This is a genomic window from Streptomyces sp. NBC_00019 (genome assembly GCF_045041015.1).
Taxonomy (GTDB): domain Bacteria; phylum Actinomycetota; class Actinomycetes; order Streptomycetales; family Streptomycetaceae; genus Streptomyces.
On the sequence record NZ_CP108302.1, the window covers coordinates 7,609,655 to 7,624,710 of the forward strand.

Genomic DNA, 15,056 nt, shown 5'->3' on the forward strand with positions numbered 1-15,056 from the left:
GACGCATGGGGCATTGGGTGATCGTCGAGGAGCACGTGGACAGGCTCCGGGGGATCGAGCGTTTCGAGGGCACCCGGGAGGAGGCCCGCAGCAGGCTGTACGAGACGGCATGTGCGCACAAGTTCGCCGAACGACTGCAACAGCGCCGCCGCGAGGTGTTCCGGGTGGACGACGACACGTACTACGTGGAGGTCAAGGGCAGCCTGGGGAAATACCGTCTGCGGTACTACCTCGCGGAGCGGGTGTGGAGTACGGAGTCCCCGTGATCCGGCGATGCCGCCCTCGGCTCTCCCAGGGACCGCAGTAGGCTGCCGATCATGCTTGTCGCCGCCGCCGTCTGTCCGTGTCCGCCGCTCCTCGTGCCCGAGGTCGCCGCGGGCGCCGCGCCCGAGCTGGACACGGCCCGGACCGCGTGCACGGACGCGCTCGGGGTGCTCGCCGCCGCCCGGCCCGATCTGCTGGTGGTCCTCGGACCCGCCGAGCAGAGCGGGCGCGGTACGCATCCGGAGGGCACGACGGGGTCTTTCCGCGGCTTCGGCGTGGAGCTCGACGTCAGGCTGGGCGCGGATCAGAGCGCAGACCAGGGCGCGGTGTCCGGGCGTGAGCTTCCGCCCTCCCTCGCCGTGGCCGCGTGGCTGCTGGAACGCACCGGTCGGGCGGACGCCCCGATCGAGGGACTCGGCGTGGGGGAACCTCTGGCCGCCGAGCGGTGTATTGAAGTCGGAAGGGAAATCGCCGCGCGGGCCGAGCGCGTGGCGCTGCTGGTGATGGGAGACGCCAGCGCCTGCCGCACGCTCAAGTCACCCGGCTACCTCGACGAGCGCGCGGCGCCCTTCGACGCGGAGGTCGCGCGTGCGCTGGGGGCGGCGGATGTGGCGGCCCTCGAAGCGCTGGACGCCGACCTGGCGTACGAGCTCAAGGTGTCCGGGCGGGCCCCCTGGCAGGTGCTCGCGGGCGCGGCCGAAGGGGCGGGCCTCGATGGCCGACTGCTGTACGACGACGCGCCGTACGGCGTGGGGTACGTGGTCGCGACCTGGTCGTGACGCCGGTGCGGGGCGTGTGAAACGGCGGACGGCCGCCAGGCGTCATGCCCTGCGGCCGTCCGCCGGTGTGCCGTTCAGGAAGCAGGCGGCGGTGTGGACGGGGGCGTGGTCGCGCCGCCGCCCGTTCCGTCGTCCTTGTGTGCGAGTCGGTCCATGGCGTTCTTGGCCTTGCCCGTGCCCGTCTGGATCTTGTCGCTGTACTTGCCCTTGGTTTTTTCGTCGACGACCTTCGCGGCCTTGTCGAGACCGTGCTGGACCTTGTCCCCGTGCTGCTGTGCGAGGCCGGAGACCTTGTCCTTGGCCGGGCTGAGCTTGGCTTTCAAATTGTCCAGGAGACCCATCGTTCACCTTCCCGCGCGGGGCAGTTACGTGCGGGCGCCCTCGCCGGCCTCACTGTCGGCCGCCTCCTCGGCGGACTGCTGCTTGGGGATGTCGACGCCTTCGGCGGCACCGGCCTCGACGGCCTCCGTCGCCGTCGGCTCTGCCGTGTCCCCGGCGTCGGTCCCGGCCGTGGCGTCCGCCTCGACCGGCTCCTTCGCCTCTGCCGCCTTCTCCGCCTCGGGTTCGGCCGTCAGCGTGGCGGCCTCTGCCTCGGCGGTTGACGCCTCCTCCGCAGCCGTTGACCTCCGGAGAAGTCGTGCGAAAACGCCCATATCCACTCCATACGCTACTCGTGCGGGGGGAATCCCGCGTTGCCCGGTGCGTCCGTTTGCGTCGCCCGGGACGCCGCCTCCCGAAACCGGCGGCGAAAACCTCGCAACAGGCAACGACCCCGCACGCGTGCCGTCACGTAACTCGTTCGAGTCCATGCCCTGACGTTTGCGAGACTGGGGCGGTGAGCAGCGCACCCCCCGCCCCCCGCGTCATCGCCGTCGTCGGACCGACCGCGGCCGGAAAGTCCGATCTGGGCGTTTTCCTGGCCCGACGTCTCGGCGGCGAGGTCGTCAACGCCGACTCCATGCAGCTCTACCGAGGGATGGACATCGGCACCGCGAAACTGACGCCCGAGGAGCGCGACGACGTCCCGCACCATCTTCTGGACATCTGGGACGTGACCGTCACGGCCTCCGTCGCCGAGTACCAGCGACTCGCGCGCGAGCGCATCGACGCGCTGCTCGCCGAGGGGCGCTGGCCGATCCTGGTCGGCGGCTCCGGTCTGTACGTCCGTGGCGCCGTCGACAACCTCGAGTTCCCCGGCACCGACCCCGAGGTCAGGGCCCGGCTCGAGGAGGAGCTCACGCTCCGCGGCTCCGGCGCGCTGCACGCCCGCCTGGCCGCCGCCGACCCCGAGGCCGGCCAGGCGATCCTGCCCAGCAACGGCCGCCGCATCGTCCGGGCCCTGGAGGTCATCGAGATCACCGGCAAGCCCTTCACCGCCAACCTCCCCGGCCACGACTCGGTCTACGACACCCTCCAGATCGGCGTCGACGTCGCGCGCCCCGAGCTCGACGAGCGCATCGCGCGCCGGGTCGACCGGATGTGGGACGCGGGCCTGGTGGACGAGGTACGGGCGCTGGAGGCGCACGGGTTGCGCGAGGGGCGTACGGCCTCGCGCGCGCTCGGGTACCAGCAGGTGCTCGCGGCGCTCGCCGGGGAGTGCACGCTCGAGGAAGCGCTGGACGAGACCGTCCGTGCCACGAAGCGCTTCGCGCGCCGCCAGGATTCATGGTTCAGGCGCGATCCGCGGGTGCACTGGTTGAGTGGGGCTGCGGCGGATCTCACAGAACTTCCGCAGCTCGCGCTGGCGTTGGTCGAACGACCGGTCACAGCCTGATCACGTCCTGGCATCGGGACGCTCAGGCCGTCATCCGGCCCTCCGGCGCCGTGCCATCATCGAGCTTCGATCGACCAAGTGGAGTCCGAGTTGGGAGGGCGCGTGGCGATGGAGGCCAGCCCTCGCGACACCGCACAAGGCACCGAGCCCCTCACCGTCGACGGCGGTGAACCGGAGCAGGACGGAGACCGTCTGAGCCCCGACGGGCCCGACGACACGCAGGGCGGTGTGACCGCCGACGGTCCCGAGCCCGAGGAGATGTTCGCGGGCGGCCCGGAGGTCGAGGTCGAGCTGCGCCCGCAGCGCCGGATGCGCATCTGGCAGCTCGCGCCCATCGTCGCCCTGGCCGCGGTCGGCTCCCTGATGTTCGCCTTCCCGCTGGCCTTCGACTTCGGCGACAGCGGGGCCGTGATCGCCATGCTGGGCCTGCTGATCTGCTCCTGCGCGGCGGGGTGGGGCATGATGGCCGCCCGCCGGGTCGGTTACACGTGGCCCGGGCTGCCGCAGCGGGGGTCCGGACGGCGTCCCGACTGGCGCGTGGTGCTGCTCTACGTCGTGGTCGTGGCCGCGGTGATCGCGCTGGCCGTGCTCCGCGTGGCCCGGCTGCGCTGACCTTCACGCACGCGTGGCGTGACGTACGACCACGTACGCGTGGAGACGTCGTACAGCTGTCCGTGACTCGGTGTCGTACCCACCCCGTACGATCGAGGAATGAGCACGCGGATCGCCTTCCTCAAGGGTCACGGGACCGAGAACGACTTCGTGATCGTCCCGGACCCCGAGAACGCCATCGACCTCCCCCCGGCCGCCGTCGCCGCCCTGTGTGACCGCCGCGCCGGCATCGGAGGTGACGGCCTGCTGCACGTGGTGCGATCCGCCGCCCATCCGGAGGCGCAGGGCATGGCCGCCGAGGCGGAGTGGTTCATGGACTACCGCAACGGCGACGGCTCCATCGCGGAGATGTGCGGCAACGGCGTACGCGTCTTCGCGCGCTACCTCCAGCACGCCGGGCACATCACCGAGGGCGACCTCGCCGTGGCCACGCGCGGGGGCGTGAAGACCGTGCACCTCGCGAAGGACGGTGACGTCACCGTCGGCATGGGCACGGCCCGGCTCCCCGAAGGGGACGTCACCGTGAGCGTCGGCGAGCGCAGCTGGCCGACGCGGAACGTGAACATGGGCAACCCGCACGCCGTGGCCTTCGTGGACGACCTCGCCCACGCGGGCAACTTGCACTCCCCGCCGCCCTTCAGCCCGGCCGCCGCGTACCCGGACGGGGTCAATGTGGAGTTCGTCGTCGACCGCGGCCCCCGTCACGTCGCCCTGCGCGTCCATGAGCGCGGCTCCGGTGAGACCCGGTCCTGCGGCACGGGCGCGTGCGCCGTCGCCGTGGCCACCGCTCGCAGGGACGGGGCCGACCCGGCCGTGACCGGGACCCCGGTGACGTACACCGTCGATGTGCCCGGCGGCACCCTCGTGATCACCGAGCGGCCCGACGGCGAGATCGAGATGACCGGCCCCGCCGTGATCGTCGCCGAAGGCGAGATCGAACCGGAATGGCTGGAAAACGCGGTCCGCTGAGCGCGTGAATCATGGGGTCCGGCGGCCCCGGTCGCTGGGATCCGCAGCTCCAGGCATTCGGAGCGGTTCGAATCGACGGGCAATCGCAGGTCAGCTGGCGCGAAATCGTAAACCTCGGAATCGTCGCTCGAATGGGTGATCCGTTTCACGCTCGACGAGAGGCGGTCAGCCGCACGTGGTGGGCTCGGTAGCATCAAGCACCGGCCCGGACGGGGGACCGATGCCATCCCCTGAGCCGTGTCCGCCCTGGGGCACCCCGTCCGCCGGTTGACGCAGCCGGAGGTGCCCATGAGTGCGGAGGCCACGAACCCCGCGACCCCAGGTCCGGTAACAGGGCCTGCGGCGCGCTGGCGGGCGCGGATCGACCTGCGCCGTCTGGGCCGCGCCGCCCTGCTCGGCCCCGCGACCCGCGACCGGCTGCCCGACGCCATCAGCCACGTCGTCGAGGCCCACCGGGCCCACCACCCCGACGCCGACCGCGACATCCTGCGCCGCGCCTATGTCCTGGCCGAGTCCTCGCACCGCGGCCAGATGCGCAAGAGCGGTGAGCCGTACATCACACATCCGCTCGCGGTGACCCTGATCCTCGCCGAACTCGGCGCCGAGACCACGACTTTGACGGCGTCTCTGCTCCACGACACCGTCGAGGACACCGATGTGACGCTCGATCAGGTACGGGAGCAGTTCGGTGAGGAGGTCCGCTTCCTCGTCGACGGTGTGACGAAGCTGGAGAAGGTCGACTACGGCGCCGCCGCCGAGCCCGAGACCTTCCGCAAGATGCTCGTCGCCACCGGCAACGACGTCCGTGTGATGTCGATCAAACTCGCCGACCGGCTGCACAACATGCGCACTCTCGGCGTGATGCGCCCCGAGAAGCAGGCGCGCATCGCCAAAGTCACCCGCGACGTCCTCATCCCGCTCGCCGAACGGCTCGGTGTGCAGGCCCTCAAGACCGAACTGGAAGACCTGGTCTTCGCGATCCTGCACCCCGAGGAGTACGAGCACACACGGGAGTTGATCGTCGACAACGCCTCCCGCGCGGACGACCCCCTCGCGGAGATCGCCGACGAGGTGCGCGGCGTCCTGCGCGACGCGGACATCCAGGCCGAAGTCGTCATCCGGCCCCGGCACTTCGTCTCCGTGCACCGTGTGTCCCGCAAGCGTGGCCGGCTGCGCGGCGCCGACTTCGGCCGGCTGCTGGTGCTGGTCAACGAGGACGCCGACTGTTATGGCGTGCTCGGCGAGCTGCACACCTGTCTGACGCCCGTCGTCTCGGAGTTCAAGGACTTCATCGCCGTACCCAAGTTCAACCTGTACCAGTCGCTGCACACCGCGGTCGCCCGCGGTGACGGCCAGGTCGCCGAAGTCCTCATCCGCACCCACCAGATGCACAAGGTCGCCGAGGCCGGCGTCGTCGCGCTCGCCAATCCCTACGCTCCTCCTTCGGAGGAGTCCGTGGACGGCGAGCGCGAGGACCCCACACGTCCCGGCTGGCTCTCCCGCCTCCTCGACTGGCAGGAGGCCGCACCCGACCCCGACACCTTCTGGTCCACCCTGCGCGAGGACCTCGCCCAGGACCGCGAGATCACCGTCTTCCGGCCCGACGGCGGCACGCTCGGCCTCCCCGAGGGGGCGACCTGTGTGGACGCCGCCTACGAGCAGTACGGCGAGGACGCGCACGCGTGCATCGGCGCCCGCGTCAACGGCCGGCTGGCGACGCTCAGCACCGTTCTGCGGGACGGCGACACCGTCCAGCTGCTCATGGGCCAGGACCCGGCCTCCGAGCCCTCCAGAGAGTGGCTTGAGCACGCGCACACGCCCGCCGCGCGGATCGCCATCCAGCGGTGGATCGCGACGCATCCCTCGCAGGAGGAGCCGCACGAGGTCGAGGAGCGCGAGCCGACCCCGCGCTCCGCCGCCGAAGCGCCGGTCGCGGACGGTCCCGCCGCCCGCCCGGGCACCGCCGACGTCCTCGTCGACCAGCCCGGTGCGACCGTACGGCTGGCCGGGTGCTGCACACCCGTACCGCCCGACGACATCACCGGCTTCGCCGTGCGCGGGGGAGTGGTCACCGTGCACCGCGTCGGATGCGCCGCGGTGGCGCGTATGAAGGACGCGAAGCGCACGGAGGTCGATGTGCGCTGGGGCGACACCACCGAGTGCCGGGTCACGCTGTTCGCCGAATCGTTCGGCCGCCCTCACCTGCTTGCCGACCTCACCGAGGCCATGGCACTCGAAGGCGCCGAGATCGTCTCGGCGACCGTCGAACCCCCCACCCAGCAGCGCGTCCGCCACACCTATACGGTCCAACTCCCGGACGCGGCACTGCTGCCCGCGCTCATGCGGGCGATGCGGAACGTCCCGGGTGTGTACGACGTGAGCAGGGCACAGACGACGGGCGTGTGACGGGCTCGCCCTACTCGAAGGCCGTCTCGGCGAAGGAACAGCCGCCACGCTCGGCGTGGCCCAGGACGAGGCGGGGCGAGAGCCGGGGCCGCTGCCGGATGTACTGGCGGAAGCCGGGGGCGTGGAACCTGAGGTCGAACGCGTGCCCCTCCAGGTGCCACAGCGGCACAGCACTCCACCCGGGCCGGTCGTCCTCGGGCGTCAGCCGGTGCAGCGCGTCGAGCTCCAGGTCCACGCCCAGCCCTCTGAAGTCGAGATCCCCTTCGAGATCCCAGATCTCGTCGAAGACCAGAGTCGACGGCGCGATCCAGAAGCTGAAGTGCGTCTCCGGCGGGACCGGATGGACCCAGCGGGTGATGTAGTCGAGATCGAACAGCAGGCGCGGCAGCACGTCATCGGTTCGCTGTACGTACATGCCGTGCACGGTGACGTCGTGCCACCCCATCTGCTCGAAATCTGCGTCGCTCCAGACCGCCTTCGTGAGTCCGGACTCCTCGTACACGTCCATGCCCGAATCCAACCAGGCCGTTACCCGTTCGGGTGGGCCGGGCGCGAGTCGTCGCCGTACGGCACGCGCGCGCTGGTAGCCGTGGTGCATGCTGCTCACCCCCCACGCCAGGAGCCCTCGCCGGCTGAAGGCGGCCGCGCTGCTCGCCTCCGCCGTCTGTCTCGTCGCCGCGAGCGCGCCCGCCGCCCCGCTGGGCGTCGGCGACCGTCTCTTCCCGCACCTGGGCAACCCCGGGTACGACGTGGCGTCGTACGACCTCTCCTTCACCTATCCCGGCTCCAACAGCAAGCCGCTGAAGGCCGTCACCACGATCGACGCCTGGACGACCACCGAACTGGATCGCATTAACCTCGACTTCGCCCACGGCACGGTCGATTCGGTCGAGGTGGACGGCGAGCCCGCCGCGTTCACCGGCGCCGGCGAGGACCTGGTGGTCACGCCCGAGGAACCGCTGCCCGGCGGCAGTTGGATGCGGATCACCGTGAAGCACACCAGCGACCCCGTGTCCGCCGAGAACCGGGACGGCGGCTGGGTGCGGACCACGGACGGTCTCGCCATGGCCAACCAGGCCGACGCCGCCCATCTGGTGTTCCCGTGCAACGACCACCCCTCCGACAAGGCGATGTTCACGATCCGGGTCACCGCGCCCGACGGCTACACCGCCGTCGCGAACGGCCTGCCGGCTGGCGTGGACCGGGTCGCCGGGGAGACCACGTGGACATACCGGACCCAGCACCCCATGGCCACCGAGCTCACTCAGGTGTCCATCGGCCGCTCCACCGTGCTGCACCGCACCGGCCCGCACGGACTGCCGGTCCGCGACGTCGTGCCCACCGAGCACCGCGAGGCGCTCGAACCCTGGCTGGAGAAGACCCCCGACCAGATCTCCTGGATGGAGAGCAAGGTCGGCCGCTACCCCTTCGAGACGTACGGGCTGCTCATGGCCGACGCCGACACCGGCTTCGAACTCGAGACGCAGACCCTCTCTCTCTTCGAGAGAGACCTGTTCACGGAGCCCGCCTACCCCAAGTGGTACGTCGAGTCGATCATGGTGCACGAGCTCGCCCACCAGTGGTTCGGCGACAGCGTCAGCCCCCGCAACTGGTCCGACCTGTGGCTCAACGAGGGACACGCCACCTGGTACGAGGCCCTGTACGCCGAGGAGAAGGCCGACAGGCCCATGGAGGCGCGGATGAAGGCCGCGTACGGCGCCTCCGACCGCTGGCGCGCCGCGGGCGGACCGCCGGCCGCGCCCAAGGCGCCGAATCCCGGCCAGAAGATCAGCATTTTCCGTCCCAACGTCTACGACGGCGCCGCGCTGATCCTCTACGCCCTGCGCGAGGAGATCGGCCGGCCGGCTTTCGAGGGCCTGGAGCGGGCCTGGGTGAGCCGTCACGAGGACGGCGTCGCCACGACCGCCGACTTCGTCGCGCTCGCCGAGGAGATCTCCGGCCGCTACCTGGGGGGCTTCTTCCAGGACTGGCTCTACGGCGAGAAGACCCCGCCGATGCCGGGCCACTCGGACTGGAAGTCGGTGGCGACCACCAAGGCGGCCACCGGGAAGGCCGCGAAATAAGGCGATGACGAGACGGGCCGTGCCGTGCGACCATCTTCAGGTCGGCGCGGCACGGGACACGGGAATCTCCCGGGGTACTCGTGCGTTGTCACCAGTGTGATCGCCGAATCGGCATCCCCAACGACGTAAGGACCCAATGACCTCCTCTTCATCCCCTTCCCAGGACTCGCAGCGCTTCGCGCAAACACACCCCGAAGGTCTTCGGGCCGATGCCCTGATGGAAGAGGACGTCGCCTGGAGCCACGAGATCGACGGAGAGCGGGACGGCGACCAGTTCGACCGCTCCGAGCGCGCGGCCCTGCGCCGCGTGGCAGGCCTCTCCACCGAGCTCGAGGACGTCACCGAGGTCGAGTACCGCCAGCTCCGCCTGGAGCGGGTCGTGCTCGTCGGCGTCTGGACCTCGGGGACCGCGCAGGACTCGGAGAACTCCCTCGCGGAGCTCGCCGCCCTCGCGGAGACCGCGGGCGCGCTCGTGCTCGACGGCGTGATCCAGCGCCGCGACAAGCCCGACGCCGCCACCTACATCGGATCCGGCAAGGCCACCGAACTCAGGGACATCGTCCTGGAGACCGGCGCCGACACCGTCATCTGCGACGGTGAGCTCAGCCCGGGCCAGCTCATCCACCTCGAAGACGTCGTCAAGGTCAAGGTCATCGACCGTACGGCACTGATCCTCGACATCTTCGCCCAGCACGCCAAGTCCCGAGAGGGCAAGGCGCAGGTCGCGCTCGCGCAGATGCAGTACATGCTGCCGCGACTGCGCGGCTGGGGTCAGTCGCTGTCCCGTCAGATGGGCGGCGGCAAGGGCGGCGGCCTCGCCACCCGTGGTCCCGGTGAGACCAAGATCGAGACGGACCGGCGACGGATCCGCGAGAAGATGGCGAAGATGCGCCGGGAGATCGCGGACATGAAGACCGGCCGCGAGATCAAGCGCCAGGAACGCAAGCGCAACAAGGTGCCGTCCGTGGCCATCGCGGGCTACACCAACGCCGGCAAGTCCTCGCTGCTCAACCGCCTCACGGGCGCGGGCGTGCTGGTCGAGAACTCCCTGTTCGCGACCCTCGACCCGACCGTGCGCCGGGCCGAGACCCCGAGCGGGCGGCTGTACACGCTGGCGGACACCGTCGGCTTTGTACGCCACCTGCCGCACCACCTGGTCGAGGCGTTCCGCTCCACCATGGAGGAGGTCGGCGAGTCCGACCTGATCCTGCACGTGGTGGACGGCTCGCACCCGAACCCGGAGGAGCAGCTGGCCGCCGTGCGCGAGGTGATCACGGACGTGGGCGCCACCCGCGTGCCCGAGATCGTCGTGATCAACAAGGCCGACGCGGCGGACCCGCTGACGCTCCAGCGGCTGATGCGGATCGAGAAGCGCTCCATCGCGGTCTCGGCGCGTACCGGCCAGGGCATCGAGGAACTGCTCGCCCTCATCGACAACGAGCTGCCGCGGCCGTCGGTCGAGGTCGAGGCGCTCGTGCCGTACACGCTCGGCAAGCTCGTCGCCCGCGCCCACACCGAGGGCGAGGTGATTTCCGAGGAGCACACCCCGGAAGGCACCCTGCTCAAGGTCCGGGTGCACGAGGAGCTGGCGGCGGATCTCGCGCCGTACGTGCCGGTGCCGGTGTCGGTCGCCTGACGGCCGTAGCCCTTCAGGAACGCCATGAAGGCCCGCCCCCTCCGCAGGGGGCGGGCCTTCAGCTTGCTCCGGTCACTGACCGCCGTACGTCTTGCTCATGCTCTGGTAGATCGCCTCGGCCCCCTGGCCCAGCTGCGGGCCGGCCAGCCAGGTGTTGTCGGCCGGGCCGATCGACGTGTTCGAGACCAGCTTGGTCTCGCCGTCCACCACCCGGAACCAGCCGCCGCCGGACGAACCGCCGGTCATCGTGCAGCCGATGCGGTACATCGTCGGCAGCGCCGTGCTGAGCGAGAGACGGCCCGGCTGGTCGATGCACTTGAACATCTTCAGACCGTTGTACGGTGCCGCCTGCGGGTAGCCCCAGGCGCCCATCTTGGCGACCTCGGTCGCGGACGGGGCGGAGAAGTCCACGTCCAGCGCGGCCCCGACCGTCTCCTCCAGCGACTTGGCGCCGGACTCCGGCTTCACATGCAGCACCGAGTAGTCGTACGCGGCACCGGCACCGCCGGTCTCCGAGCCGCCCGCGATCCACTCGTTCGAGGTCGACGCCCAGTCCGCCCACCACTGGCCGTACGGCGCGATCTCGGAGGCGTTCGAATTCGTCAGCTGCGCCTCGGACTTGCCGTAATCGTTGTAGGCCGGGACGAACATGATGTTGCGGTACCAGCCGCCGCCGTCGCCCGCGTGCACGCAGTGGCCGGCCGTCCACACCAGGTTCGACTTGCCCGGGTGGTTCACGTCCTTGACGACCGTGCCCGAGCAGACGGCAGAGCCCTCGGGAGTGTCGAAGAAGATCTTGCCGACCGGGGCCGCGTTCTCGTGGTACGGCGTCTTCTCGGCCGAGGCCTCGACGGGGACCGGGTCCGGGTCGCTGACGCCCTGCTCGGCCGCCGCGTCCTTCGTCGAGTACGTCTTGTTGGCCGACTTCGCGGACTTCATCCGCTCCGGCTTCCAGAGACCCTCGATCACCGGGTTGACGAAGTCCTTGGCCTCACTGAGCCACTTGTCCTTGTCCCAGTCCTTCCAGGCGCCGTCCTTCCACTGGTCGACGTCGATGCCGTGCTCCTTGAGCTTGTCGGCGAGGTCGGCAGGGATCTGGACCTTGTCGTTGCCGCTGTCGGCGGCCTGGGACGTGGTGGCGCCCGGCTTGTCGCTCGCCGTGTCCGAGCCTTCGCAGGCGGTCGCGGTCAGCGCCAGGGCGGCGGCGAGGCCGGTGACGGCAAGAGTGGTGCGTCGCCTGCGACTCGGCGTCGCGGACGTACGTGTGGAACGCATGGTGCGGTAACCCCCGTTGGAGCGATTGGTGTTTCGAAGTGCGGTGATGTCATGCGCGCGTCACTCGATCGAGGGGGGGCCGTGCACTGTGCGAACCCCCCTCATCACGCGACAACCCACTATGCCCGTGGAGTTGAGGGCGAACAGCGACGGGGCGGTGAAGGTTTTCGTGAGCCGGTGGGCCCGGTGAACCGCCCCGTCGCCGCCGTCGTCACTGACCGGCGAACTTGTCGCTGACCGAGTCGTACACGCCCTTGGCCACCTCACCCAGCCGCGGTCCGGCCAGCCAGCCCGCGGTCACCGGGCCGATCGAGGTGTTGGACACCAGCGCCGGCTTGCCGTCCGAACCGGTCGCGACCCAGCCGCCACCGGACGAACCGCCCGTCATGGTGCAGCCGATGCGGTACATCGTCGGGTCCGAGGCGCTGATCGACAGCCGACCCGGCTTGTCCTGGCACTGGTACAGCGTCTGGCCGTCGAACGGCTCCGCCGCCGGGTATCCGGTCGCCGTCATGCTCTGGATCTTCGTCGCTGCCGGAGCCTTGAAGTCCACCGGCAGAGCCGAACCGACCGTCTCCTCCAGCGACTTGCCCGTGCCGCCCTCCTCCGGGGTCACATGAATGACCGCGAAGTCGTACGAGGCTCCGTCGCCGCCCGTCGTACCGCCCTGCTCGATCCACTGGTCCGAGGTCTGCGCCCAGTCAGCCCACCAGACGCCGTACGGAGCGACCTCTTCCCGAGGGGCATTCTCCAACTCGGCGGTGGCCAGGCCCTTGTCGTTGTACGACGGCACGAACGCGAGGTTGCGGTACCAGCCGCCGCTCTTGCCCGCGTGGACACAGTGGCCCGCCGTCCACACCATGTTGGACTTGCCGGGGTTGGCCGGGTCCTGCACGACCGTTGCCGAGCAGACCATCTGTCCTTCGGGGGAGTCGAAGAACACCTTGCCCGCCTCGGGGACAGTGTCGTGATACGTAGGCGATACGGCCTTCGCGTCCACCGGCGCAGGCTCCGGGTCGGTCACTCCCTGGTCACCGTCGAGGTCGCTGTCGTCGACTTCCTGGTCCGGCTCCTCGGCCTCCCGCATCCGGTCCGGGTCCCACAGGCCCTCGATGATCGGGTTGATGTAGTCCTCGGCCTCGCGCAGCCAGTCGTCCTTGCTCCAGTCCTTCCAGGCGCCGTCCTTCCACTTGTCGACGTCGATCCCGTGCTCCTTGAGCCGGTCCTTGATGTCGTCCGGGATGGTGATCTTCCCGTCGCCCGACGTGGCGGAGGCGGAGGACTCGCCGCCTGCCTCGGCGTCACCCGAGTCGCAGGCGGTCGCCGTGAGTGCGAGCGCCGAGGCGAGAGCAACGGTGGCCAGCACGGGGGAGGTTCTGCGGCGCGCCCACCTTTCCCGGCGGACGGTGGACAACGGCCGTATGGATCGCATGATCTGACTCCCCCTGAGGTGAACGAACTAGGCGCTGCGGCCGTGACCCCCACATCGGCACCCCGGCGGCTCTGGTCCGTCCGGTGCCGTTCTCCTGTGTGCGCACGACCTCTTGGAACGGCAACACACACTATGCGCTCGCTGTGGGGGACTCCCGACGGAACGGCAACGGTTCCGTCACGGCAAGGATCTTGAGGCAACCCGTAACCGGGTGAACCGTCCGGGGTTGGTAGCCGTGGGGGCCTGCTGTCTCTGTGCGGTCCCCTGTGCCCGTGGTGCGACTTCGGCTCGCCCGTGGGCGTGGGACGACGGCGGGAGGACAGCGAGACGTGGCCGAGTCTTCGTACGGCGGGTGCGTGTCCGCGGGGATCCCGCGCCGACAGTCGGCACGTGAGTCGGCGGCGCGCACCTATGCGCGTGCCCTGCCGATCGTGCCCGTGCGGGCGCGCGGACTCACCATCGAGGGCGCGGACGGCCGCCGCTACCTGGACTGTCTCTCCGGCGCGGGGGCCTTGGCGCTCGGGCACAACCACCCCGTGGTGCTGGAGGCCATCCGCAAGGTCCTCGACTCGGGCGCGCCCCTGCACGCTCTCGACCTGGCGACCCCCGTCGAGGACGCCTTCGTCACCGAGCTGTTCCGCACCCTGCCGGCCGGTCTCGCCGACCACGCGCGCGTGCAGTTCTGCGGACCGGGCGGCACGGACGCGGTGGAGGCCGCCTTCAAGCTCGTGCGGGCGGCAACCGGGCGCACCGGCATGCTGACCTTCACCGGCTCCCGCCACGGCAGGACCACCACGGCACTCGAAACGTCCCAGGAGGCGGCCGTCGTCCGCGTCACGCGGTTGCCCTATCCGCAGGACTACCGCTGCCCGTTCGGCGTCGGCGGCACTCGCGGCGCCGAACTCGCCGCCCGCTGGACCGAGTACCTCCTCGACGACCTCGAGTCGGGTGCCCCCGGACCCGCCGGGATGATCGTCGAACCCGTACAGGGCGAGGGCGGAATCATCCCCGCGCCGGACGCCTGGATGCGGCGCATGCGGCAGATCACGGCGGCTCGCTCCATCCCCCTGATCGCCGACGAGGCCCACACTGGTGTCGGTCGCACCGGCGCCTTCTGGGCGGTGGAGCACAGTGGCATCACTCCCGACGTGATGATCCTCTCCAAGGCCATCGGGGGCAGCCTGCCGCTGGCTGTCCTGGTCTACCGCGACGACCTCGACCGCTGCGAACGCGGCGCCCCCGCCGGCACGTTCCGCGGCAACCAACTCGCCCTGGCCGCGGGCACCGCGACGCTCACGTACGTCCGCGAGAACGGTCTCGCCGAGCGCGCGTCGGTGCTGGGGGCGCGGATGCTGTGCCGACTTCGGGATCTGGGGCAGCGGCTTTCGTGTGTGGGGGAGGCGCGGGGAAGGGGGTTGACGCTCGGGGTCGAGTTGGTCGATCCCGAGTTGGGGTTTCGGCAGGCTGAGGCTGAAGCAGCCTGGAGCGGGGCTGCCGAGAGCGCGGCCACCGATTCCCACCCTGCTGCTCCTGAACTCGCCGCCGCGGTCGAGCGGGAGTGTCTGCGGCGCGGTCTCATCGTCGAACTCGGTGGCCGCCACGCGAGCGTCGTACGCCTCCTCCCACCCCTGACCATCAGCGACGAGCAGGCGGACGCGGTGCTCGACCGGCTGTCCGACGCGGTGGAGGCGGCGGCTCGCGGCCACACCTCTCACGGCCAGACAGGCCCATCGGGTCTCGCACACCACCGTCACGGCGATCGCTCCGCACGCGTGGAACAGCCCGTCGGCCGATGACACGGATCGCGCGAACGCCCACATCTGCA

14 protein-coding genes are annotated in these 15,056 nt (G+C 70.5%); 9 read left to right on the forward strand and 5 right to left on the reverse strand.

Annotated features, from left to right (window positions below):
• The first annotated feature begins 5 nt into the window (after positions 1 to 5).
• Positions 6 to 266: a hypothetical protein gene (locus OHU89_RS35920; protein ID WP_405649123.1), complete on the forward strand. Its 261-nt coding sequence runs from the start codon at positions 6 to 8 to the stop codon at positions 264 to 266.
• 51 nt (positions 267 to 317) lie between these two features.
• Positions 318 to 1,043 carry a class III extradiol dioxygenase subunit B-like domain-containing protein gene (locus OHU89_RS35925; RefSeq protein ID WP_405649124.1) on the forward strand — a complete coding sequence of 242 codons (726 nt, stop codon included), beginning with the start codon at positions 318 to 320 and terminating at the stop codon, positions 1,041 to 1,043.
• A gap of 74 nt (positions 1,044 to 1,117) precedes the next feature.
• Here OHU89_RS35925 and OHU89_RS35930 read toward each other — a convergent pair whose 3' ends face one another.
• Together OHU89_RS35930 and OHU89_RS35935 are read right to left on the reverse strand one after the other, a co-directional pair.
• Complete coding sequence (locus OHU89_RS35930) at positions 1,118 to 1,384, reverse strand: antitoxin (RefSeq protein WP_266887208.1); 267 nt, start codon at positions 1,382 to 1,384, stop codon at positions 1,118 to 1,120.
• 24 nt (positions 1,385 to 1,408) lie between these two features.
• Positions 1,409 to 1,696: a hypothetical protein gene (locus OHU89_RS35935; RefSeq protein WP_405649125.1), complete on the reverse strand. Its 288-nt coding sequence runs from the start codon at positions 1,694 to 1,696 to the stop codon at positions 1,409 to 1,411.
• A gap of 182 nt (positions 1,697 to 1,878) precedes the next feature.
• Between OHU89_RS35935 and miaA the strand changes: the two genes are divergently transcribed.
• The 4 genes from miaA to OHU89_RS35955 all read left to right on the forward strand — a co-directional run bounded on the left by miaA (position 1,879) and on the right by OHU89_RS35955 (position 6,804).
• Positions 1,879 to 2,817, forward strand: a complete 939-nt coding sequence (gene miaA, locus OHU89_RS35940) for a tRNA (adenosine(37)-N6)-dimethylallyltransferase MiaA (protein WP_405649126.1) — start codon at positions 1,879 to 1,881, stop codon at positions 2,815 to 2,817.
• Between the two features lie 108 nt (positions 2,818 to 2,925).
• On the forward strand, positions 2,926 to 3,429 hold the full coding sequence (locus OHU89_RS35945; protein ID WP_405649127.1) for a hypothetical protein: 504 nt from the start codon (positions 2,926 to 2,928) through the stop codon (positions 3,427 to 3,429).
• 99 nt (positions 3,430 to 3,528) lie between these two features.
• Complete coding sequence (gene dapF, locus OHU89_RS35950) at positions 3,529 to 4,398, forward strand: diaminopimelate epimerase (protein WP_405649128.1); 870 nt, start codon at positions 3,529 to 3,531, stop codon at positions 4,396 to 4,398.
• 288 nt (positions 4,399 to 4,686) lie between these two features.
• Positions 4,687 to 6,804 carry a RelA/SpoT family protein gene (locus OHU89_RS35955; protein WP_405649129.1) on the forward strand — a complete coding sequence of 706 codons (2,118 nt, stop codon included), beginning with the start codon at positions 4,687 to 4,689 and terminating at the stop codon, positions 6,802 to 6,804.
• A 10-nt stretch (positions 6,805 to 6,814) separates the two neighbouring features.
• On the opposite strand, the gene OHU89_RS35960 is transcribed toward OHU89_RS35955, so the two are convergent.
• On the reverse strand, positions 6,815 to 7,312 hold the full coding sequence (locus OHU89_RS35960; protein ID WP_405649130.1) for a hypothetical protein: 498 nt from the start codon (positions 7,310 to 7,312) through the stop codon (positions 6,815 to 6,817).
• An 88-nt stretch (positions 7,313 to 7,400) separates the two neighbouring features.
• Between OHU89_RS35960 and OHU89_RS35965 the strand changes: the two genes are divergently transcribed.
• Positions 7,401 to 8,888, forward strand: a complete 1,488-nt coding sequence (locus OHU89_RS35965; RefSeq protein ID WP_405649131.1) for a M1 family metallopeptidase — start codon at positions 7,401 to 7,403, stop codon at positions 8,886 to 8,888.
• Positions 8,889 to 9,024: 136 nt separating this feature from the next.
• Positions 9,025 to 10,524: a GTPase HflX gene (gene hflX, locus OHU89_RS35970; protein WP_405649132.1), complete on the forward strand. Its 1,500-nt coding sequence runs from the start codon at positions 9,025 to 9,027 to the stop codon at positions 10,522 to 10,524.
• 72 nt (positions 10,525 to 10,596) lie between these two features.
• On the opposite strand, the gene OHU89_RS35975 is transcribed toward hflX, so the two are convergent.
• Both OHU89_RS35975 and OHU89_RS35980 read right to left on the reverse strand, forming a co-directional pair.
• Entirely contained in the window at positions 10,597 to 11,799 is a 1,203-nt protein-coding gene (locus tag OHU89_RS35975) for a trypsin-like serine peptidase (protein WP_405649133.1), read from the reverse strand.
• Between the two features lie 211 nt (positions 11,800 to 12,010).
• Positions 12,011 to 13,231: a trypsin-like serine peptidase gene (locus tag OHU89_RS35980; RefSeq protein ID WP_405649134.1), complete on the reverse strand. Its 1,221-nt coding sequence runs from the start codon at positions 13,229 to 13,231 to the stop codon at positions 12,011 to 12,013.
• Between the two features lie 329 nt (positions 13,232 to 13,560).
• Here OHU89_RS35980 and OHU89_RS35985 point away from each other — a divergent pair, with 329 nt between their 5' ends.
• The gene (locus OHU89_RS35985; protein WP_405649135.1) at positions 13,561 to 15,027 is read left to right on the forward strand and encodes a diaminobutyrate--2-oxoglutarate transaminase family protein; all 1,467 of its coding nucleotides are present in this window, start codon (positions 13,561 to 13,563) and stop codon (positions 15,025 to 15,027) included.
• Positions 15,028 to 15,056 lie beyond the last annotated feature (29 nt).